Raw genomic sequence first — 20256 nt, 5'->3', positions numbered from 1 at the left:
GGCGGCCCCGGTCCACGGTGGACCGACCTACTGGTCGGGCCGGGGGTGGCACCTCCGGCCCGACCAGGGGACGTCGTGTCGACCCGGCGACCGCCCGTCTAGGCGGACGGCCGGAGGATGACCGTCCAGCTGGTCGTGGTGGTGCTGGCGGCGGCGCCCGTCGCGGTGAGGCCGCCGTAGCTGCCCGCCGGCACCGTGCTCGCCGAGTCGGCGAGCAGCGCGGTGACCCGTCCCCCGCCGGTCTGCGCGCTGTTGCTGCGCACCTGCACCCCGGGCGGCGGGGTCAGCGCGGTGGAGAGGCCGTCGCCGTGCATCCAGTACGACACGCCCCAGCTCTGCGCCACGGTCACCGCCGCGTACGGGGTGACCCGGGCGGCGGAGCTGGCCGCGTCGGTCGCCCGGGCGTACGCCTCGATCGGCTGCGTCGCGTCGACGCCCCGGTACGCCGCGACGATGAGGTTGCCCTTGGACTGCGCGTCAAGCGTCACCCGTACCGTCGATCCGGCGTCCCCCGCGGCCGCGACCTTCCACCAGGCGGTGGTGGTGGCGGAGCCGCCGTCGAGCCGGTCCAGCTGGGTCCAGCCGGTGACGCCGGTGGGTTGCCCGGTGCCGGCGTGGGTGTTCTGGCTGAGGAAGAGCAGCAGGGTGTCCCCGGCCTGCACGGCCGACGGCACCGCCACGGCGTGGCTGGTCCAGTTGGCGTTCGCGGTGGCCTGGCCGACGAAGGAGATCCGCTCGGCGACCGGCGCGACGGTGACCTGGACGGACGCCGTCCCGGTGGCGCCCCGGTCGTCGGTGACGGTGAGGGTGACAGGGTAGGTGCCGGCCGCCGCGTACGTGTGGGAGGTGGCCGGCACGGAGACGGTGTCGTCGGTGGACCCGTCGCCGAAGTTCCACCGGTGGTCCTGGATCGCGCCGTCGGCGTCGGTGGAGCCGGCGGCGGAGAAGGTGCAGACCAGCCCGGAGCACGACGGCGCGAGGTCGGCGACCGGCGGTTGGTTGGCCGGGCCGCCCGCCCCCTTGAGGATCTTGACGTAGTCGATGTCACCGGCGAAGTAGTCGCAGGTGACCTTCACGCCGTCGCACTGGCTCTTGCCGCCGATGGAGAGCTGCCAGCTGTTCGCGATGGTGCCGGTCGGCCCGGTCAGCCGGCTTTTCCGCACCCCGTCGACGTACATCTCCACATAGGTTGAGGTGCGGTTGCAGGTGACCGTGTGCCACTGCCCGTCGGCGATCGACACGTCGGTGTAGCCGGTACGCGAGGAGCCGTCACCGCCGCGGAACAGACACTTCGGCTTGCCGCCGGGCGCCTCGAACTTCCAGTAACCGCCCGCCGTATTGCCCTGCCCCTTCTGCAGGATGTTGCCGAAGGAGTACGTCGTCCGGTAGCGGATGGTGAACGAGAAGTCCCCCGCGTCCGGGTTGAACTCGGTGCTGTGCGGCACCAGGTTGACGTGGCCCGGGACGTACTCCATGTCGGTGGGCAGGTGGGTGGCGAAGCGGTGGGCCGTCGCCCCGCCGTACCGCGCCCCGGTCACCACCTCGGCGCCGACCGCGCCGTCCCGGCCGTTGCCGCTGCTGTCCTTCAGCACGGTGGCCCCGGCCGGCTCGTCCATGCTCCAGAACGCCACCGTCCGGGTGGCGGTCGCGTGCGCCGGCGTGGTCGCCACCGCTATCCCCGTCGCGGCCAGCACGGCGGTCACGCCGAGCCGACCGACCGTACGCCGCCAACGTCGTCCGGTGCCTGACCGCATGTGATCGCCTCCCTGATCCACGAGCCCTCACCCTGGCACGGGTGGCACGGCCGTTCCATGGCCCGTTGGGCGGATCCGGGGAGCCATCGTCGGCGGTGCGAATTGACCGATGTGGGCAAGGGCGGGGGGCCGGTCGCGGTCCGCCGGGACCGACTGATGAGACGGCCCCGGTGATCGGCCCGGCACGCGCGACGAGCGGCCGGGGGGCCCGAACACCCACCGCCGGGCGAGTTCCTGGGCCGGAGTGTCCTGGGACCGGCCATCGTGGACGGATCGGCCCCAGGGCCCGGTCGCCGGGGTGCGGGGAACCCGGCGTCCTGGCTCAGGTCGGGCCGTTGGCGGCGTCGACGATCAGCTCGGTCACGACGTCGGGATGGCTGATCATCGCGACGTGCGATGCGGCGACCTCGACGGTGTGCGGACCGGCACGCTGGTACCCGTAGCGCTCGAGCGCCGCGGGGATCGCCTTGTCCTGGGTGGCCACCAGCCCCCAGGAGGGAATGGTGTGCCAGGCGGCGGCCTGCGTACGGTCGACGTTCCAACTGGACGAGGCGTCGGCGAAGCCGCCGTGGACGAGCACGACCGTCGGCGTCGGGTCCGGCTTGGGTGTCCGGCTGGTGGCATCGGCGGAGGGAGCGGAGGCGACCAGTGCCGCTGCTGCCGCGAGGACGGCCGCGGCTCCGGTGAGAGCTGAGGGGCGCGCAGCCAGTTACGGATGGACATGGTGATCCTCCGACGGGGGGACGTGGGAGAGGGGGATCGGGCCTAGCGGGACCCGGCCGCGGCCTGCTTGATGAGGTCGGCGACGGCCTGTGGCTGCGACAGGTAGATCGAGTGGCTGCCGGACGCCTCGGCCACGGTGGAGCCGGCCCGGTCCGCCATGGACCGCTGGGCGGGCGGCGGGATCATCCGGTCGTCGGTGGCCACCAGGTACCAGCTGGGCTTCGTGCGCCACGCGGGCTCGCTCACCGCGCCGCCGAGCGCGTCGACGCCCCACGGCACCTGCGAGTCGGCCATGAACTGCGCCTCGTCGGCGGGCAGGTCGCCGGCGAACGACGCCGGGAACTTGTCGCGGTCGAGGAACAGGAAGCCGTCCTGCGGCGGCAGGATCGGCGGAACGGGCGCCCCGGGCGGCGGGTTGGCGATCAGGGTGTTCACCGACTCGCCCTTGTCCGGCGCGAACGCGGCGATGTAGACGAGCGCCGACACGGCGGGGTGCGTACCGGCCTCGCTGATGACCGCGCCGCCGTAGGAGTGGCCGACCAGCACGGCCGGACCGTCCAACTGCTGGAGGACCTGCCGCGTGGCCGTGGCGTCGCCCTCGAGGGAGAGCGTCGGGTTCTGCACGACGTGGACGTTGTAGCCGTCCTTGCGCAGCAGGTGGTAGACCCGCTGCCAGCCGGATCCATCGACGAAGCCGCCGTGCACGAGGACCACGTTCCTGGCTGTGTTCATTGTCTTCTCCAATGCTTTCGAGTGGTCGAAGCCGGAGATGACGCTAGGAGTGGGCCTGGGGCGCTCGCCTCTGTCAAATGACCAGTCACCCGGTTGGGGGACGTTCGACATCCCCAGCCGGGGCAGGTCCGTCAGCGCGTCGCGCAGGGCGGCTCGAGAAGTCACGCCGAGCTTGGGGAAGATCTGGTAGAGGTGGTATCCCACGGTGCGGGACGACAGGAACAGCCGCTCGCCGATCTGCTTGTTGGACAGGCCGGACGCGGCCAGCAGGGCGATCTGGCGCTGCTGCGGCGTGAGAGTTTCGGCAATCGGCGGGTTCGCCCGGTCGCGCTGCAGGCCGGCTGCCCGCAGCTCGTTCTCCGTCCGCATGATCCAGGGCCGGGCACCCAGCTGCGCGAAGCCTTCCAGGGCGGCGGTGAGAGGCTCGCGGGCGGCGGCCGGGGACCTGGTGCGCCGCAGCCGCTCGCCGTAGGTCAGCCGGATGCGGGCCAGGTCGAACGGCCACCGGTCGGCGTCCGGGGTCCGCAGAGCCCGTTCGAAGAGGTCGGGGTGGTCCTCGTCCGAGGCAGCCAGGTCCCGCAGGTGGCCGGAGGTCACGGTCCGGTCCGCCGCCGGTCGCGCAACTGCTGCGATGAGCACGGCGGGCGCCGCGTCGCGCAGCGCGAAGCCGATCTCGGCCGGGACCCGGTCACCGCGTTCCACACCGAGCGCACGCAGTCCTGCGGCCAGTCGCGCGACCCGGTCGGCGGACTCGGACACCGACCGCACCCGTTCTCCGCAGATCGTCAATGCCCGACGCGGGTCCTGCTGCACGGCTCGGTGCAGCGCCTGGGTGAGGTACATCCGACGAATTCCTCCAGCAGCAACGGTGTCCTACGGAGGAGAACGGTAAGCGAGCCTCTGCTGTCGCGTGAGCGTCATGAGACCTGGTTCAGGGTCGCGAGCGTCTCGCGTAGCCACTTCAGCTCGGTACGCGTCGTGGCGGTGGCGATCGTGAACAGCCCCTGTCGGAAGGGGTCGTCGAAGTCGGTGGCACGCAGTGGCCGTTCGCCGTCCCAGAAGAAGCTGGCTGGCTGCGTGAGGAAGTCAAGCCGACGCTGCAACACGGCGGCCTGAGCCGCCGGGTCATCGAGGTGGCGCAGGAAGGCCAGCAGGGTGAACCACCTGTTCTCGTCGGTGATGAACAGCTCGTCGGGTTCACGGAGCCGGTCGAGCAGCGCTCTTCTGCCTTCGGAGGTCAGCGACAGCATGTGCCGGGGTGCGGCAACCTGGCCGGGTTGGAGTTCCCGGGTGAGCAGCCCGGCGGCTTCCATGCGCTTGAGCAGGGGATAGAGCGTGCCGTCGGCGATGGGGCGCACGTGTCCGGTCAGGGCGGCGATGCGTTTGCGGAGGTCGTACCCGTGGAGCCGCTCGTCGTAGAGGAAACCGAGGATCGCCAGTTCCAGCATGATCTAGATCATACCCCGTTGCCAGGATACCTCGGATACGAGATATCTTCTGCGCTATGCATAGCGCAGAAGTAGCTCCTGACGGCTCCCGCATTCGCTGGGTGGAGATCCCCGGCGCCCAGCCCGCCCGCGTCTACCTCCACGGCCTGGGAGCCAGCTCGGCGCCGTACTACGCCCAGGCGGTCGCGCATCCAGCCCTTTCCGGCCACCGCTCGCTCCTCATCGACATGCTGGGCTTCGGCATCAGCGACCGACCTGCCGATGCGCCGTACACCCTGGAAATGCACGCGGACGTCTTGGCCCGGGCGCTGGAGCAGGCCGCGGTGAGCGACGCCGACGTGGTCGCGCACAGCATGGGCGGCGCGGTCGCGGTCATCCTCGCCGCACGCCACCCCCAGCTGGTAAGCCGGCTTGTGCTCGTCGACCCCGCCCTCGATCCGGTGCACCCGCTGCCGACCACGAAGCGACCGGGCAGTTCCGGCATCGGCGTCTATCACACCGAGGAGGAGTTCCTCGACCACGGCTGGGGCGAGACGCTGGAGTTCGTCGGGCCGGAGTGGGCGGCCACGATGCGACTGGCCGGGCCACAGGCGCTCTACCGCAGTGCCATCAACCTGCTGCGCGGCACCGTGCCCATGGTGCGCGGGCACCTGGACAAGCTGACCATCCCGCGCACGCTCCTGTACCCGGCGGCTGACGGGCCGCGCTTCGACGCAGACCGGCTCGCGGCCTCGGGTGTCGAGGTGGTGGCGATTCCTGACTGCGGCCACAACATCATGATCGACAACGTGGAAGGCTTCGCCCTCGCGGTAGAGGCCGACCTCCGTGACTAGGAGACCCCTGAACAAGGGGTGTTGAGGGGTGGGCGGGTGCCGACAAGGCCGTCTGTGCGGCGTGAAGGTCAGACCCTGGGGGTCGACAACGTGGTCACCCGCCCACCACTGGTCAGGATGTCCCGGGTCGGCGGCGGCGGTCAAGCGGCCGGATGTGGGGGTCGGTTGGGTGTCACGCGATCGGGGCGAGTGTCCAGGTGCCGTGCTGGTGGTGCAGGCCGAGGTTGGTCAGGCGGCGGAGGTTGAGGGCTGCCATGCGGGTCTGCAGCCACAAGTCGTTGGCGGCGACGCCGCGGTAGCGCAGTTTGCGGCAGCGTCCTTTGGGTCCGATCAGCCAGGCGATGGAGCGTTCGACCATGGGCCGGTGTTGGCGGTAGGTCGCTTGTAGGTCAGGGTTGGTGGACCAGTCGCGGCGGGCGGTAGCAGCGCGTCGTGTGGGTGCAGGGTCAACGATCGGCTGGTCTTCGATGTAGTGCAGCGGGCGCGTAGCGGGCAGCCGCGGCAGGCGGCGCCGAAGGTGACGGTGCGGCTCGGGGTGATCGGCCGGGTTAGCCCGTTGGGGCAGGTGACAGTACCGGCGGCCTCGTCGGTGGTGAAGTCGTCCAGGGTGAACCCGCCGGTCACCGCGGGACGCAGCGGCACAGGTTTGATGATCGCGGTGTGCCCTTTCTTGGTGAGGGCGGCGCGGGCGTCGCCGGTGCCGTAGGCCGAGTCGCCCAGCACCTCCAACTCGCCGGGCTCCTCGTCGTCGAGCAACGCGAGGCCGACGACGGCCTCGTGGTTGTCCTCGCCGGCTGCCTCGGTGACCTCCCCGGCGGTGAACAGCCCGGTGTCCGGCTCGACCGCGACATGCGCTTTGAACCCGTCCTGGCGGTGATGCACGGTCTTGTGCGCGTGCCGCGCCTGCGGGTCGATCACGCTGATCACCCGGTTCTCCACGACCCGGCGGGCGATGCGCCACCTGCCGTCGGTGCCATCGCTGCCTTCGGCGGGCTCGACGTCCTGACCGGCCACCAACGCCAGCAGGGCGAGCGCCCGCGACCCCTGCTGGTCCAGCTCGGCCTCGCGTAAGGCGTCCACGAGCAGGCTCGCGTCGTTGACCAGAGCCGACACCAGCGCGTCACGGGCGGCCCTGTCGTCCCAGGCGATCGCCGGCTTACCAGCATCGTCCCAATCATGGGCATGGCAGTGTTGCGCGATCACCTGCGCGGCGGCGGGCACCTCACGACGCACCCGCCGCACCGCCGCGATCAACTGGGTGACGGTGTCCTGCGTGGCCACCGCGTCGTCGAGCACCACCGAGTCCAACGCCCGACGGGTCCTACCCCGCAACACTCCGGTCTGGGCGGTCACCGTCCGCACCGCTTCGAAGATCCGTTCCGGCCGGTCCGAGGCACGTAGCCGGTTACGCCACACCGTCAACGTCGTGGGATGGAACCCCTCGTGGTCGATGGGCAGACCACACGCCACCTTCCACCGCAGGTCACACCGCAGCCGAGGGGGGATTCCGTCACCTTGGCCGCCGAGGCTCACCTATTGGCGTGCCTGACGTCCGGAGCAGGACCAATGGGGCCGAGCCTGGCTCCAGTTCAGCAGGTAGCTGTCCGTCCAGATCGTGTGCTCTGCCCGGTGGCCCTCCGTCCTGCGCCAAGGACAACAACTGGACGGCCAGACCCCGAAGGGCCCGCTGAGTCGCCCTCGATCGTCACGTACCCGTCGTTGACCTGCACTGCAAGGAAGTAGGCATCGGGCCATTGCCGCGCAAGACCCCGGCATCGGAGTTCGGCGTGCCATGGTTTTGGTAGTCGTCCGCTGGCACTTGCGATGGGAAGCTGAGGACGCGCGTCCACCTTCGGGCCGACGTGACAGCCGGCAAGTGGGATCCGGACCGGCGTGGAGATGGCATAGGATCTCTGCTCCTGCACGGAACGGGGCCGTGCACCGGCCGATCGCGCCGCTTCGGCCTCGCCGGGCGCCGTGGCGTCCGGGACGAGAGGTGGACACCCCGGATGCACCAGCGGATCCTGCTGCGCGCCCGCAAGGGCCCGTTCGACGTCCTCACCCCCGAGGAAACCTACGAGCGGGACTGGATCGGCAAGAACAGCGGCAACCTGGTCTTCAGCCACGCCGCGTACAAGCTACTCGCCACCTCGGCGGCGGAGATCACCCCGTCGCGGTTCCGGGCGAACGCGCGCGCCGCCGACGAGATCAACGAGAAGTACGACGTCCTCGTGATCCCGCTGGCCAACGCGTTTCGCCACACTTACGCGGGCCGGCTGGTGTCGATGACCCGGCTGATCGAGCGGCTGAAGATCCCGGTGGTGGTGCTCGGGGTCGGGGTGCAGACCGACGTGGACGGCAACCGCGAGTACCTGCGCCCGATCGACGAGCCGGTCAGCGCCTTCTGCCGGGCGGTGCTGGACCGCTCGCACAGCATCGGCGTACGCGGTGAGATCACTGAAAACTACCTGCGTACGCTGGGTTTCTCCGCCGTCGAGCAGATCGGCTGCCCGTCGATGTTCCTGCACGGCGACAGCTTGCGGGTCGAGAAGGCGAAGGCGGCCCTGGGCACCGAGGATCGGCTCGCGCTCGTGATCTCGCCATACGTCCGCGCGTTGGCCCCGATCGTCCGCCACCACCACCGGCGCTACCCGAACGTGCGCTACGTGGCGCAGGGCCTCCCCACCCTCGGCGCCCTGCTCTACGGCGACGTACCGAAGTATCGCGGCAAGACCGACGACATGCCGGTTTACACCTCACACCCGTTCTTTGTCGAGGACAAGGTGCGGATGTTCGTGGACCCGTGGCCCTGGATGGAGTATCTCTCCGGATTCGACTTCGCCTTCGGCACCCGGATCCACGGCACCATCACGGCGCTGATCTCCGGCACCCCCGGGTATCTCCTCGCGCACGACTCGCGCACCCTGGAGCTGGCCCGCTACTTCGACATCCCGCACCGGTTGATGCGCGACGTACCGCCCGACGTCGACGCCGCCCAACTCTACGAGGAAGCCGACTACACGGCCCTGAATGAGGGACACAAGGAGCGCTTCGCACGGATCACCGCGTTCCTCGCCAAGCACGACCTCGGCCTGTCGTTCGCCGACGGGGACAGCGCCACCCGCTTCGACCGGCAGGTTCGCGAAACCGTCTACCCGCAGGCGGTGCGGCCGGCCTCCGCCCACACCGCCGAGGAACTGCTGACGCGCATCCAGCGGCTGCGCGAGGAGAACCAGACCCTCCAGCAGAAGATCACGGCACGCCGCGCGCAGCCACTGCGCGAGCAGGTCAAGCAGGCGGTGGGCGGCCGGGTCCGCCGGATGCTGCGGCGCTGACCGTCGTACGCGGTTCAAACCCTCGATCACGCGGACGCCAGCGACTGACACAGCCGACGCCCGTGAGGGGGTAGATGCAGGTGGCCGAGATTCGGGCTGCCGTCCTTCGCGCGAAGAGCGTCAACATCACCTAGGAGACCCCTGAACAAGGGGTGTTGAGGGGTGGGCGGGTGCCGACAAGGCCGTCTGTGCGGCGTGAAGGTCAGACCCTGGGGGTCGACAACGTGGTCACCCGCCCACCACTGGTCAGGATGTCCCGGGTCGGCGGCGGCGGTCAAGCGGCCGGATGTGGGGGTCGGTTGGGTGTCACGCGATCGGGGCGAGTGTCCAGGTGCCGTGCTGGTGGTGCAGGCCGAGGTTGGTCAGGCGGCGGAGGTTGAGGGCTGCCATGCGGGTCTGCAGCCACAAGTCGTTGGCGGCGACGCCGCGGTAGCGCAGTTTGCGGCAGCGTCCTTTGGGTCCGATCAGCCAGGCGATGGAGCGTTCGACCATGGGCCGGTGTTGGCGGTAGGTCGCTTGTAGGTCAGGGTTGGTGGACCAGTCGCGGCGGGCGGTAGCAGCGCGTCGTGTGGGTGCAGGGTCAACGATCGGCTGGTCTTCGATGTAGTGCAGCGGGCGCGTAGCGGGCAGCCGCGGCAGGCGGCGCCGAAGGTGACGGTGCGGCTCGGGGTGATCGGCCGGGTTAGCCCGTTGGGGCAGGTGACAGTACCGGCGGCCTCGTCGGTGGTGAAGTCGTCCAGGGTGAACCCGCCGGTCACCGCGGGACGCAGCGGCACAGGTTTGATGATCGCGGTGTGCCCTTTCTTGGTGAGGGCGGCGCGGGCGTCGCCGGTGCCGTAGGCCGAGTCGCCCAGCACCTCCAACTCGCCGGGCTCCTCGTCGTCGAGCAACGCGAGGCCGACGACGGCCTCGTGGTTGTCCTCGCCGGCTGCCTCGGTGACCTCCCCGGCGGTGAACAGCCCGGTGTCCGGCTCGACCGCGACATGCGCTTTGAACCCGTCCTGGCGGTGATGCACGGTCTTGTGCGCGTGCCGCGCCTGCGGGTCGATCACGCTGATCACCCGGTTCTCCACGACCCGGCGGGCGATGCGCCACCTGCCGTCGGTGCCATCGCTGCCTTCGGCGGGCTCGACGTCCTGACCGGCCACCAACTCGCGGTCGAGACCGGATCTACCCTGCACCCACCAATTATCGACCAAACCCGATTAAATCGGTAGAACGGCACGCCGCACTATTCAGGGGTCTCCTAGGACTCCATCGCGCGCCCTCCGCCGCGCGCGACCGGGACGATGCACGATGCGGTTCGCACCGGGCTAACCGGGCAAGCCTGCCCTGGCGGACTCCTGGCTGATGCTGGAACATGAAGCCCGGCTCATCGAGCCGGGCTTCAGGAAGTGCAAATGTCCGAATTTTGCTGGTGGGCGATACTGGGTTTGAACCAGTGACCTCTTCCGTGTCAAGGAAGCGCGCTCCCACTGCGCCAATCGCCCGCGCGCGCCGGGTGGCGAGACCAGCACCGGCGACGGTCGACCCCGCGAGGGGCGGATCGCGAGCGGACGACGGGATTCGAACCCGCGACCCTCACCTTGGCAAGGTGATGCGCTACCAGCTGCGCTACGTCCGCGTGCCGCCGGCTTGCGTCGGCAACGGACAGAACTCTACCCGATCACAAGATCGCCGTCCGGACGCCCCCACCCGCGACCACCGCGATGGCGGGGCTGCCGGGTGACCGCCGCAACAGGCGGGTGATTGCGCTGCTCACCACCTGGGTACTGACTGCTCTCGACAGCACACCACGTCCCCTGAAGGAGGCTGTCGTGGGAATCGGTACCAGCATCTTCCTGATCGCGGTCGGCGCGATCCTCACGTTCGCGCTGGACGCCAGCATCGGTGGAGTCAACCTCGACGTCGTCGGCTGGATCCTGATGGCCGCGGGCGTGCTCGGCCTCATCATGACGACCCTGGTCTGGGGTCGCCGGCGCGAGGTGGTCACCCCGGCCGAGCCGGTCGAGTACCGGCGGGTCGAGGAGCGCCGGGACGTCGGGCCGCCGCTGTGACCCGACCGACCCGGAACCGACGGGGCTGATCGGTCGCGGGTCACCAGGCACGCGTACGAGGGGGTGCCGGCCGACACGGCCGGCACCCCCTCGTGTCCCCGCTTCAGCCGCGCATCAGGTCGTTCAGCGCGCCGTAGTCGAACGCGCCGGCCAGCGCGTCGTACGTCCCGGCACCGAACGCCTCCTCGGCGGCCCGGCGCGCCACCGCGTACGCGGCCTCGGCGACCGAGGAGCCGAGGCTGATCCGGGCCACCCCGAGGCGGGCCAGCTCGGGCACCGCCGGGGCGCCCGGCCCGACCAGCACGTTCAGCGGGGCCGGGATGGCCGCGACCAGGGCGGCCACCGTCTCCGGGTCGACCGTCCCGGGCACGAACACCCCGTCCGCACCGGCCGCCAGGTAGGCGTGGGCCCGCGCCAACGTCTCCTCGACGCCGCCGGCGCCGCGCAGGAACGTGTCGATCCGGGCGTTGACGTACAGCGGCACGCCGGCGTGGTCCGCCGCCCCCCGGACGGCGGCCAGCCGGGCGCACTGGTCCGCGACCTCGCGCAACGGCGCGCCCCCGTCGTGGCGGGCGTCCTCGACGTTCACGCCGACCGCGCCCGCCGCCACCACCGCCCGTACGGTCGCCGCGACCTCGTCGACGGTGTCGCCGTACCCGGACTCGATGTCGGCGGTGACCGGCAGCGGCACCGCGGCGACGACCCGCCGGACCAGGTCGACGGCCGGCCCGCGGCCGAGCGCGTCGCCGTCCGGCGCGCCGAGGCTCCAGGCGACCCCGGCGCTGGTGGTGGCGACCGCGCGGGCGCCGGCGGCCGCGACGATCCGGGCGCTCGCCGCGTCCCAGGCGTTCACCAGGACCAGTGGCTCGCCGGGGACGTGCAGGGAACGGAAGTGCAGGGCTCGGATGTGTTGATCGTTCACCCGGCCAGTCTGGGTCCGCGCCGCCGCCGGCCGTATTGTTTCAGTCCCAGCTGAAACGACGGAGGACACCGTGGTCGCGATCGGCCTCTCCGCGGATGCGGTCGCCCGGGTCCGCTTCGCCCTCTCCTGCCTCTGGGAGGTCGTCGCCAGCGTGCGGGTGCTCCGCGACCCGGGCGACCACGCGGTCCACCTGCCCTGGGTGAACCGGGTCCGGCCGCGCCTGGCCGAGGCCGGGCTGGCCGGCCCCGACGGCGGGCTGCTCTGGCAGCTGGTGCCGCCCGCGCCGGGCTACCTGGCCGACTTCCTCACCCCGCCGCCGGCCGGTCTCACCCCCGACCTGGGGCAGGAGCTCTCCGCGCTGCGCGCCACCCCGCCCGGCACGGTCCGCGCCCAGCTCGACCTCTACCCCGGCGCCCGGCCGCCGGCGCTGGCCGCCCTGTACGCCGACCCGGCGGACGGGCTGCGCCGGCTCGCCGAGGAGATCGGGGCGTACTGGCGGCTGGCCCTGGCCGCGGAGTGGCCCCGGATCCGGGCGCTGCTCGACGCGGAGGTGTTCCGGCGGGCCCGCCGGCTGGCCGAGGCGGGCGCCGCCGGGCTGCTGAACGACCTGCACGAGCGGGTCCGCTGGGAGGGCGACGCCCTGCTGATCAGCCAGCGGCACTGCGCCGCCCCGGACGTGCCGGACGGCAGCGGGCTGGTCCTGGTCCCCTCGGTCTTCGTCTGGCCGTCCGTGCTCAGCATCGCGGCGGGGGACGTGCCGCAGCTGGCGTACCCCGCCCGGGGCCTCGGCGCGTTGTGGGAGTGCCCGCCGGCGGCGCCGGACGCGCTGGGGGCCGTGCTCGGCCGGGGCCGGGCCCGGCTGCTCGCCGAGCTGGACGCGCCGCGGTCGACCACCGAGCTGGCCCGGCGGACGGGCATGTCCCCCGCGGGCGTGTCCCAGCACCTCGCCGCGCTGCGCGCCGCGGGCCTGGTGGTGACGCACCGGGCGGGCCGGTCGCTGCTGAGCAACCGGACCCCCGTCGCGGAGGCGCTGCTGACCGCGCCGGGGTGAGCGGGCGGGCACTGGGAGAAACAGGAAGGCTCGTCACCGATGTCCGGTGACGAGCCTTCTGCTCATCCAACTGGTGGGCGATACTGGGTTTGAACCAGTGACCTCTTCCGTGTCAAGGAAGCGCGCTCCCACTGCGCCAATCGCCCTCGTCAACTGCCGAGGTGGAGACGGGATTTGAACCCGTGTACACGGCTTTGCAGGCCGTTGCCTCGCCTCTCGGCCACTCCACCGAGGTTGCCCCCGACATGCGTGGCGGCAGCTCCGAGCGGACGACGGGATTCGAACCCGCGACCCTCACCTTGGCAAGGTGATGCGCTACCAGCTGCGCTACGTCCGCGTGCCCCCGGTTGTTTCCCGGTGACGGATGAGAACTTTAGCCGAGGCCGGGAACGGTTGCCAACTCGGGGGGTCCCCCGGCGCGTCCCGGGTGGTGGTGGCGGCGGGCGTGGCCGGTGCCTGGTCATCCCTTCTAAAGCTTCCTAGGAGCCTGGGTGGCAGGTCCGGACCCGGGCTCGCACCGACAGGTGCCGATGGATCAGCGGTCGCGACCTGCGGAAAACTACTGTCGGCCTCGGCGCCGACGCTCCCGCAGCCGGCGCAGGGCCGGCGGGTGGACGTTGGCCCGCCCGAGGTCGCCGCCGTAGTGGGCGAGCACCCGGTGGTCCATCACCCGCCGCCAGACCGGCGGCACCAGCGCGGCGACCAGCATCGTGGCGTAGCCGGCCGGCAACTGCGGCGAGGCGTCGAAGCTGCGCAGCGTCTGGTAGCGGCGCAGCGGGTTGGCGTGGTGGTCGCTGTGCCGCTGGAGCTGGAAGAGGAAGACGTTGGTGACCGTCCGGTCGCTGTTCCAGCTGTGCCGGGGGTCGACCTTCTCGTACCGGCCCGCGACAATGCGCTGCCGGGCCAGCCCGTAGTGCTCCAGGTAGTTCACCACCTCCAGCAGCGAGAAGCCGACCACCGCCTGGGGCAGCAGGAAGAGCAGCACCCCGGGGCCGAAGGCGAGCACCAGCACCGCGTAGAGGACCAGGGTCATCGCCCAGGCGTTGAGGATGTCGTTGCGCCACGTCCAGGGGCTGCGACCGCGGATGCGGAACCGGCTCGTCTCCAGCCGCCAGGCCGAGCGCAGGCTGCCCCGGACCGTACGCGGCCAGAACGCCCAGAAGCTCTCCCCCAGCCGCGAGCTGGCCGGATCCTCCGGGGTGGCGACCCGGGTGTGGTGGCCGCGGTTGTGCTCGACGTAGAAGTGCCCGTACCCGGTCGGCGCGAGGGCGACCTTGGAGAGCCAGCGCTCCGCCGACTCGCGCTTGTGGCCCAGCTCGTGGGCGGTGTTGATGGCGATGCCGTTGACCACGCCGACGGTGGCGACCAGACCGGCGGCGCCCAGCCAGGACAGCTCGCCCCGGGCCCAGACCGCACAGCAGAGGACCAGGGCGGCGTACTGGGCGGGCAGGTAGAGGTAGGTGAGCCACCGGTAGTAGCCGTCGGCCTGCAGGCGGCGCACCGCCTCGTCGGGCGGGTTGCGCCGGTCGTCGCCGATCAGCAGGTCGATCATCGGGATCAGCCCGAAGACGACCATGGGGGTCAGCCACCAGGCCCAGGCGCCGCCGGTGGAGTGCCAGCCCAGCCAGCCGACGAAGGGCAGCACCGGGACGAGCAGGGCGAGCGGCCAGAGCGGCTTTCGGGTGTCGCGCCAGGCGAGGGGCGTCGCGTCGGTGCCGGTACTCATCGTCAGCCTCCGATCTCTTGACTCCTCCCCAGACTGTGGCAGCCGTCATGCCGTTTTACAAGAGGTCGTGTTTTGTAAACCAACTCGGCGCGGAGACACACCGGGGCCGGGAGGATCTCCCTCCCGGCCCCGGCCACCCCCGATCAGCGGCCCGCTACCGCCACCGCCCCCGCGGCGCCGGACGCTCGAAGGCCCGGCCCGGCTCGTCCCCGGCCGCCGCGTCCCCGGCCGGGCGCAGCAGGTGCCGCAGCCGCAACAGCAGGCCCGCGCCGAGGAAGAGGAGCAGGCCGCCGAGGAGGAAGGCGCCCTGCACCACCCCGAAACCACCGGACTGCGCCACCGGCCGGCCCGCCGCATCCGGCGGCGGCAGTTCGGCCACCGCCTCGTCGCTCGGCGTCGCGTCCGCGCCGGGATCGTCCGACACCGGCGCCGAGGCGGCCGGGTCGCTCGGCGCGGCGGAGCTCTCCGTCGGCTCCGGCGTCGCGCTCGGCGTCGCCTCGGCCTCCTCCCCGATCACCTGCCGCGTCGCCGTCTGCCGGGCCAGCAGACGCAGGTTCTCGTCGTACGCCTCGGCGGCGAAGCTCACCCGCCCCCGGGTGACGTCCCCGGCGAAGGCCACCAGGTAGCGGGCGGTGACCGTCCGCCCGGGGCAGAGGATCCCCGGGTCCAGCTGACGGTCGGTCAGCCGGGCCACGTCCCCCTCGGTCCGGATCTCCAGCGGGAAGGAGCCGCTGTCCTCCACCCGGTCCATCTTCACCTGATCCAACCGCAGGCCCTGCACCCCGAGCACCATCGACCAGCGCACCTTGACGCAGCCGCCGCCGTCGGAGCGGGAGACCACCGCGGAGACGGTCTCCACCCGGTTGCCCGCGGTGAACTCGTCCGGCAGCCCGCTCAGCTCGGTGGCGAAGCCGGCCGCCGCCCGCGCCGGCACGGCCGCACCCAGCCCCGCCCCCGACAGACAGCCCAACACCATCCCGATCCGCAGCGCGGTCCGCCACACGCTCACCACCGCCTCCTCCTCCCGTCGGTCGCGTCCAACTGGCAACGCTATGAGCGGGCGGGGCAAGCCGACAGACGGGCGTGTTCGCACCGACCGGCAAGCGCGAGGGTCGATTTCACGGACAGTGGTGAACCGGTCACGCCCGCCCCGCGACACGCCCGGAATCCCGGCCGGCGCAGAATCACGGGGTGTCCGACCTGTCCGCGGCCTTCGTCCGGCTGCACGCCCGGCTCGCACCGGTCCCGTTCGTTCCCGAGGTGCGGCTGCACCAGGCCGACGAGCCGATCGGCCTGTGGGAACTGACCGAGGGCGAGTTCCGCAGCGCCCAGCCGCCACCGTTCTGGGCCTTCGCGTGGGCCGGCGGCCAGGGACTGGCCCGCTACGTCACCGACCACCCCGAGCTGGTCGCCGGCCGCCGGGTGCTCGATCTCGCCGCCGGCTCCGGCCTGGTCGCCATCGCCGCCGCCCGGGCCGGCGCGGCGGCCGTCCGCGCCGTCGAGGTCGACGAGCGGGCCGTCGCGGCCGTCGCGCTCAACGCCGAGGCCAACGGGGTACGCGTCGACGCCGAGTTCGGCGACATCCTCGACGGCGACGCCGGCGGCGCCGAGGTGGTGCTCGCCGGGGACGTCTTCTACAGCGATGCGATGGCGCGGCGGATGCTGCGCTTCCTGCTCCGGGCCGCCCGGTCCGGGGCCCGGGTGCTGGTCGGCGACCCGGGGCGGGCGTTCCTGCCCCGCGAGCGCTTCCACGAGCTGGCCGCGTACGACGTGCCGGTGCCGGAGGCGCTGGAGAGCGTACGGGTGAAGCACACCACCGTCTGGGAGCTGGACCCCGCGCCGCCGGGGGCCGCCCGATAGCGTGGCGGCGTGCTGTTCCGGGGCTGGGGGGAGTCCGTCGACCGGCGGTGGCCGGACGTGGCGACCGCGGTCGACCACGTCGGCGTCGGTCACCTGGTGGTCACCCGGCACGCCCTGGTCCGGCGGGTGCTCACCGACCCCGTCACGTTCCGGCCGGACAACGCCCTCGACGCGGTGACGCCGCTGCCGGTGGCCGCCCTGCGGGTGCTCGCCGGGCACCGGTTCCGGCTGCCGCCGACCCTCGCCAACAACTCCGCCGCCAGCCACCCGGAGATCCGCGGCATCGTCGCCGACGCGCTGCACCCCACCCGGGTGGCGGCGCAGCAGCCCTGGCTGACGGCGCTGGTCCGGCAGCGGGTGGACCGGCTCGCCGCCGACCTCGACGCGGGACGGCCGGTCGACCTCTACACCGAACTCGCCGCCGACCTGCCGCTGCTGGTGCTGGCCCGGCTCGTGGAGCTGCCGGACGCCCCGGTCGGCGCGGTCAAGGAGTTCGCCCGGGCCGCGCTGGAGCTCTTCTGGGCGCCGCTGGACGCCGAGCGGCAGCGGGCGCTGGCCACCGAGGTCGGCCGGTTCCACACCGTGCTGCGGGCGTTCGCCGTCACCGGCGGCGGGCTGGCCGCCCGGCTGCGGGCCGCCGGGCACTCCCCCGACGTGGTGGTGGGCGCGCTGTTCTTCCTGCTGGTCGCCGGCCAGGAGACCACCTCGCAGTTCCTCACCCTGCTGCTGCATCGGCTGACCGGCGAACCGGAGGTCCGCGCGGGGCTGCGCGCCGGCGAGGTCGCCGTCGCCGACGTGGTCGAGGAGGGGCTGCGGCTGGAGCCGCCGATCGTCACCTGGCGGCGGGTCGCCACGGTGGACACCACGCTGGGCGGGACGGCGGTGCCGGCGGGCACCAGCATCGTGGCGTGGCTGGCCCGGGCCGGCCGGGACCCCGAGGTGGTGGCCGCCCCGGCCGAGTTCCGGCCCGGCCAGCCCGGTTCCCGCCGGCACCTGGCCTTCGGGGCGGGGGCGCACCGCTGCGTGGGGGCCCAACTGGCCCGGATGGAGGCGGCGGTGATGGTCACCGAGGCGGCCCCGCTGCTCGACGGGGTGACCGTGGTCCGGCCGCCGTGGTGCCCGGACAACCTGACCTTCCGGATGCCGGACGCGTTCGTCGTCCGCCGCGCCTGACCGCTCCGACGCCGCGGCCGACCGCTCCGGCTGCCGGGACCTCCGGCGGCACCTGTGGAGCGCGGGCGCCCGAGGTGTGGCGCGGCGCGGGGGTGCGGCGCGGGGCGGCGGTCCTGACGAAAGTCGGGGTCGGTCGGCGACGATCGGCAGCGGTGCGGCGGCCGGTGCGGTTCGTACCGTCGGCGCATGATCACATTACGTGGGTTGACGAAACGGTTCGGGGGGAGGACCGCGGTCGACGACCTGACCGTCGAGATCGCGCCCGGGCGGGTGACCGGCTTCCTCGGCCCGAACGGCGCGGGAAAGTCCACCACCATGCGGATGGTGCTCGGCCTGGACCGACCGACCGCCGGCGATGCCCTGGTCGACGGGCGGTCGTACCGGACCCTGCGCCACCCGTTGCACGAGGTGGGGGCGTTGCTGGACGCGACGGGCGTCCATCCGGCCCGGTCCGGCCGGGCGCACCTGCGGGCCATGGCCCGCAGCAACGGCATCCCGCCGCGCCGGGTCGACGAGGTGCTCGGTCTGACCGGCCTCGACGGACGCGCCGCGGACAAGCCGGGACGCTCGCTCTCCCTCGGCATGGCGCAGCGGCTCGGCATCGCCGGCGCGCTGCTCGGCGACCCGCCCGTGCTGCTGTTCGACGAGCCGGTCAACGGCCTGGACCCCGACGGGGTGCGCTGGATCCGGCGACTGACCCGCACGCTGGCCGCCGAGGGGCGGACCGTCCTGGTCTCCAGTCACCTGATGAGCGAGATGCAGCAGACCGCCGACCAGCTCGTCGTGATCGGCCGGGGCCGGCTGATCGCCGACGCGCCGGTCGCCGAGCTGATCGCCGCCAGCGCGACCGCCGCGGTCCTGGTCCGCGGCCCGCAGCCCGCGGCGCTGGCCGCGCTGGGTGAGCGGTTGACGGCCGAGGGGGCCAGGGTCACCCCGCACGGCGCCGACGGCCTGACCGTCTCCGGCGCCGCCGCCGGCCGGGTCGGTGACCTGGCGTACGAGCTGGGGGTCCGGCTGCACGAGCTGACCCCGGTGACCGGCTCGCTGGAGCAGGCCTTCATGGAACTCACCGCCGACAGCGTCGAGTACGCCGGCGGCACCGTCGGAAGCGAGGCCCGATGAGCACCGTCCGCACGATCGCCCCCGCCCGGCCGGCGTCCCGACGCGCCCCGGCCGGCGGCCCGCTCACCGGCGCGGTGGCCGCCGAGTGGACCAAGCTCTGGTCCGTCCGGTCCACCTGGTGGACGCTGCTGGCCGGCGTGCTGGTGATGGCGGCCACCGCCGGTCAGCTCGCCATCTACGCGGTCAACGCCAACACCGACGACGACCCGACCAACAACCCGGGCGTCGGCACCGTCGGCGGCATCGTGATCGGTTCCCTGGACCTCACCCAGTACGCCGTCCTGGCCCTGGGACTGCTCGCCATCACCTCGGAGTACGCGACCGGCACCATCCGGACCACGCTGCGCTGCACCCCGTCGGGGGGCCGGATGCTGCTGGCCAAGGCGGTCGTGGTGGCGGTCGTGACGTTCCTGTTCGGACTGCTGCTCGGTGGCGTCGGTGCCCTGGTGGCCGGGCCGGTGCTGGGCCGGTGGGGCCGGGCCCCGATGGCCGGGACGCTGGGCGACGTGCTGGCCACCGCGAGCTACCTGGCGCTGGTCGGCGTGCTGGCGCTGGGCCTCGCGGCGGCGCTGCGCGGCGCGGTGTTCACCCTGACCGTGCTGCTCGCCGTGCTGATGATCGTGCCGCTGTCGCTCCAGGAGCCGCGGATCACCGTGCTCACCCGGATCGCCGACGCCCTCCCCGGCGTCGCCGACACGCATTTCCTGGCCGGGGACAGCGAGCCGTACCCGGCGGCGGTGGGGCTGCTGCTGCTCGCCGGCTGGGCGGTCGCCGCGCTGGCCCTCGGCCGGGCCGCGCTCCGGCGGCGCGACGCCTGACCCGCCAGCCCCGGACGGGGAAGAGGCGGGGCTGGTCAGCCGGTCGGCGGGACCAGCCCCGCCTCGTACGCGAGGATCGCCGCCTGCACCCGGTTACGCACGTCGAGCCGGGTGAAGATGCTGGTCAGGTAGCTCTTCACGGTGCCCTCGACCAGGTGGAGCCGGCGGGCGATCTCGGCGTTGGACAGCCCGGCGCCGACCAGCGCCAGCACCTCCCGCTCGCGCTCGGTCAGGCCGACGAGCCGGTCCCGGGCGTACGGCCCACGGGCCAGCCGGCCGCCGGTCAGCTCGATCACCCGCCGGGCCACCCGGGGCGACAGGTACGCCCCGCCGTCGGCCACGGCCCGGACCCCGGCGAGCAGTTCGCGGGGATCGCCGGCCTTGAGCAGGAACCCGCTCGCCCCGTGGCCCAGCGCCCGGGCGACGTGGTCGTCCTCGCCGAACGTGGTCAGCATGACGCTGGCGGTCTCCGGCACCAGCCGCCGGATCTCCGCGGCCGCGCCGATCCCGTCCAGCCTGGGCATCCGGATGTCCAGCAGGGCCACCCGGGGGCGGTGGGCGCGGACGAGTTCGACGGCCTCCCGACCGTCGGCGGCCTCGCCGACCACCTCGATCCCCGGGTCCGCCGCCAGGATGGCCCGCACCCCGGCCCGGACCATGGCCTCGTCGTCGGCGAGCACGACCCGCACCGGGCGCTCGCGG

Annotated in this window: 17 protein-coding genes, 5 tRNA genes and 2 pseudogenes; 8 read left to right on the top strand and 16 right to left on the bottom strand. The window is 72.7% G+C overall.

What is annotated here, in order from left to right; all coding sequences use genetic code 11:
* Window positions 1-98: 98 nt before the first annotated feature.
* The 4 genes from ACTWO6_RS09565 to ACTWO6_RS09550 all read right to left on the bottom strand — a co-directional run bounded on the left by ACTWO6_RS09565 (window position 99) and on the right by ACTWO6_RS09550 (window position 4657).
* Entirely contained in the window at window positions 99-1754 is a 1656-nt protein-coding gene (locus tag ACTWO6_RS09565) for a PKD domain-containing protein (protein WP_446219285.1), read from the bottom strand.
* A gap of 322 nt (window positions 1755-2076) precedes the next feature.
* Complete coding sequence (locus tag ACTWO6_RS09560) at window positions 2077-2334, bottom strand: hypothetical protein (RefSeq protein WP_446219284.1); 258 nt, start codon at window positions 2332-2334, stop codon at window positions 2077-2079.
* A 185-nt stretch (window positions 2335-2519) separates the two neighbouring features.
* Window positions 2520-4052: an alpha/beta fold hydrolase gene (locus ACTWO6_RS09555; protein WP_446219283.1), complete on the bottom strand. Its 1533-nt coding sequence runs from the start codon at window positions 4050-4052 to the stop codon at window positions 2520-2522.
* Window positions 4053-4126: 74 nt separating this feature from the next.
* A complete protein-coding gene (locus tag ACTWO6_RS09550; protein WP_446219282.1) occupies window positions 4127-4657 on the bottom strand; it encodes a PadR family transcriptional regulator in 531 nt (176 codons plus the stop codon).
* A gap of 101 nt (window positions 4658-4758) precedes the next feature.
* Here ACTWO6_RS09550 and ACTWO6_RS09545 point away from each other — a divergent pair, with 101 nt between their 5' ends.
* The gene (locus ACTWO6_RS09545) at window positions 4759-5490 is read left to right on the top strand and encodes an alpha/beta fold hydrolase (RefSeq protein ID WP_446219281.1); all 732 of its coding nucleotides are present in this window, start codon (window positions 4759-4761) and stop codon (window positions 5488-5490) included.
* Between the two features lie 172 nt (window positions 5491-5662).
* Here the strand turns inward: ACTWO6_RS09545 and ACTWO6_RS09540 are convergent.
* Window positions 5663-6975, bottom strand: a pseudogene (locus ACTWO6_RS09540) (transposase); the annotation flags it as partial.
* A 25-nt stretch (window positions 6976-7000) separates the two neighbouring features.
* Window positions 7001-7141, bottom strand: coding sequence for a hypothetical protein (locus tag ACTWO6_RS09535; protein ID WP_446219280.1), 141 nt, complete (start codon window positions 7139-7141; stop codon window positions 7001-7003).
* A 358-nt stretch (window positions 7142-7499) separates the two neighbouring features.
* On the opposite strand from ACTWO6_RS09535, the gene ACTWO6_RS09530 reads away from it, so the two are divergent.
* Window positions 7500-8825: a polysaccharide pyruvyl transferase family protein gene (locus ACTWO6_RS09530; RefSeq protein WP_446219279.1), complete on the top strand. Its 1326-nt coding sequence runs from the start codon at window positions 7500-7502 to the stop codon at window positions 8823-8825.
* A gap of 306 nt (window positions 8826-9131) precedes the next feature.
* On the opposite strand, the pseudogene ACTWO6_RS09525 reads toward ACTWO6_RS09530, so the two are convergent.
* The 3 genes and pseudogenes from ACTWO6_RS09525 to ACTWO6_RS09515 form a co-directional block, all read right to left on the bottom strand.
* Window positions 9132-9976, bottom strand: a pseudogene (locus tag ACTWO6_RS09525) (transposase); the annotation flags it as partial.
* Between the two features lie 264 nt (window positions 9977-10240).
* A tRNA-Val gene (locus ACTWO6_RS09520) sits at window positions 10241-10315 on the bottom strand.
* A gap of 61 nt (window positions 10316-10376) precedes the next feature.
* Window positions 10377-10449, bottom strand: a tRNA-Gly gene (locus ACTWO6_RS09515).
* A 193-nt stretch (window positions 10450-10642) separates the two neighbouring features.
* On the opposite strand from ACTWO6_RS09515, the gene ACTWO6_RS09510 reads away from it, so the two are divergent.
* Window positions 10643-10882 carry a DUF6458 family protein gene (locus tag ACTWO6_RS09510; RefSeq protein WP_089010427.1) on the top strand — a complete coding sequence of 80 codons (240 nt, stop codon included), beginning with the start codon at window positions 10643-10645 and terminating at the stop codon, window positions 10880-10882.
* Between the two features lie 103 nt (window positions 10883-10985).
* On the opposite strand, the gene ACTWO6_RS09505 is transcribed toward ACTWO6_RS09510, so the two are convergent.
* Entirely contained in the window at window positions 10986-11804 is an 819-nt protein-coding gene (locus ACTWO6_RS09505; RefSeq protein WP_446219278.1) for an isocitrate lyase/PEP mutase family protein, read from the bottom strand.
* 70 nt (window positions 11805-11874) lie between these two features.
* Here ACTWO6_RS09505 and ACTWO6_RS09500 point away from each other — a divergent pair, with 70 nt between their 5' ends.
* Window positions 11875-12855 carry a helix-turn-helix domain-containing protein gene (locus tag ACTWO6_RS09500; protein WP_446219277.1) on the top strand — a complete coding sequence of 327 codons (981 nt, stop codon included), beginning with the start codon at window positions 11875-11877 and terminating at the stop codon, window positions 12853-12855.
* Window positions 12856-12926: 71 nt separating this feature from the next.
* Here the strand turns inward: ACTWO6_RS09500 and ACTWO6_RS09495 are convergent.
* From ACTWO6_RS09495 to ACTWO6_RS09475, 5 genes are all read right to left on the bottom strand, one after another.
* A tRNA-Val gene (locus ACTWO6_RS09495) sits at window positions 12927-13001 on the bottom strand.
* 13 nt (window positions 13002-13014) lie between these two features.
* Window positions 13015-13085 (bottom strand) — tRNA-Cys (locus ACTWO6_RS09490).
* A gap of 34 nt (window positions 13086-13119) precedes the next feature.
* A tRNA-Gly gene (locus ACTWO6_RS09485) sits at window positions 13120-13192 on the bottom strand.
* 222 nt (window positions 13193-13414) lie between these two features.
* Window positions 13415-14581 (bottom strand): alkane 1-monooxygenase, encoded by a 1167-nt coding sequence (locus tag ACTWO6_RS09480; RefSeq protein WP_446219276.1) that lies wholly within the window; start codon window positions 14579-14581, stop codon window positions 13415-13417.
* Between the two features lie 154 nt (window positions 14582-14735).
* The gene (locus ACTWO6_RS09475; RefSeq protein WP_446219275.1) at window positions 14736-15590 is read right to left on the bottom strand and encodes a hypothetical protein; all 855 of its coding nucleotides are present in this window, start codon (window positions 15588-15590) and stop codon (window positions 14736-14738) included.
* Between the two features lie 182 nt (window positions 15591-15772).
* On the opposite strand from ACTWO6_RS09475, the gene ACTWO6_RS09470 reads away from it, so the two are divergent.
* The 4 genes from ACTWO6_RS09470 (at window position 15773) to ACTWO6_RS09455 (ending at window position 19554) form a co-directional block, all read left to right on the top strand.
* The gene (locus ACTWO6_RS09470; RefSeq protein ID WP_446219274.1) at window positions 15773-16441 is read left to right on the top strand and encodes a class I SAM-dependent methyltransferase; all 669 of its coding nucleotides are present in this window, start codon (window positions 15773-15775) and stop codon (window positions 16439-16441) included.
* A gap of 9 nt (window positions 16442-16450) precedes the next feature.
* Entirely contained in the window at window positions 16451-17614 is a 1164-nt protein-coding gene (locus ACTWO6_RS09465) for a cytochrome P450 (protein WP_446219273.1), read from the top strand.
* A 186-nt stretch (window positions 17615-17800) separates the two neighbouring features.
* Window positions 17801-18736: an ABC transporter ATP-binding protein gene (locus tag ACTWO6_RS09460; protein ID WP_446219272.1), complete on the top strand. Its 936-nt coding sequence runs from the start codon at window positions 17801-17803 to the stop codon at window positions 18734-18736.
* The gene (locus ACTWO6_RS09455; RefSeq protein WP_446219271.1) at window positions 18733-19554 is read left to right on the top strand and encodes an ABC transporter permease; all 822 of its coding nucleotides are present in this window, start codon (window positions 18733-18735) and stop codon (window positions 19552-19554) included. Before ACTWO6_RS09460 ends, ACTWO6_RS09455 begins: the two co-directional genes overlap by 4 nt.
* Before the next feature lie 35 nt (window positions 19555-19589).
* Here the strand turns inward: ACTWO6_RS09455 and ACTWO6_RS09450 are convergent, their stop codons facing one another.
* Window positions 19590-20213, bottom strand: coding sequence for a response regulator (locus tag ACTWO6_RS09450; RefSeq protein WP_446220607.1), 624 nt, complete (start codon window positions 20211-20213; stop codon window positions 19590-19592).
* Window positions 20214-20256: the final 43 nt, after the last annotated feature.

The sequence above is a fragment of the Micromonospora sp. IBHARD004 genome (genome assembly GCF_052814115.1).
This window is presented reverse-complemented; position numbering and strand designations above follow the sequence as displayed.

Bases quoted from the DNA above. Each gene is read 5' to 3' on its own strand.
- ACTWO6_RS09530 (WP_446219279.1), top strand. From the start codon at position 7,500: ATGCACCAGCGGATCCTGCTGCGCGCCCGCAAGGGCCCGTTCGACGTC.
- ACTWO6_RS09555 (WP_446219283.1), bottom strand. From the start codon at position 4,052: ATGTACCTCACCCAGGCGCTGCACCGAGCCGTGCAGCAGGACCCGCGT.
- ACTWO6_RS09455 (WP_446219271.1), top strand. From the start codon at position 18,733: ATGAGCACCGTCCGCACGATCGCCCCCGCCCGGCCGGCGTCCCGACGC.
- ACTWO6_RS09565 (WP_446219285.1), bottom strand. From the start codon at position 1,754: ATGCGGTCAGGCACCGGACGACGTTGGCGGCGTACGGTCGGTCGGCTC.
- ACTWO6_RS09550 (WP_446219282.1), bottom strand. From the start codon at position 4,657: ATGCTGGAACTGGCGATCCTCGGTTTCCTCTACGACGAGCGGCTCCAC.
- ACTWO6_RS09480 (WP_446219276.1), bottom strand. From the start codon at position 14,581: ATGAGTACCGGCACCGACGCGACGCCCCTCGCCTGGCGCGACACCCGA.
- ACTWO6_RS09460 (WP_446219272.1), top strand. From the start codon at position 17,801: ATGATCACATTACGTGGGTTGACGAAACGGTTCGGGGGGAGGACCGCG.
- ACTWO6_RS09450 (WP_446220607.1), bottom strand. From the start codon at position 20,213: ATGGTCCGGGCCGGGGTGCGGGCCATCCTGGCGGCGGACCCGGGGATC.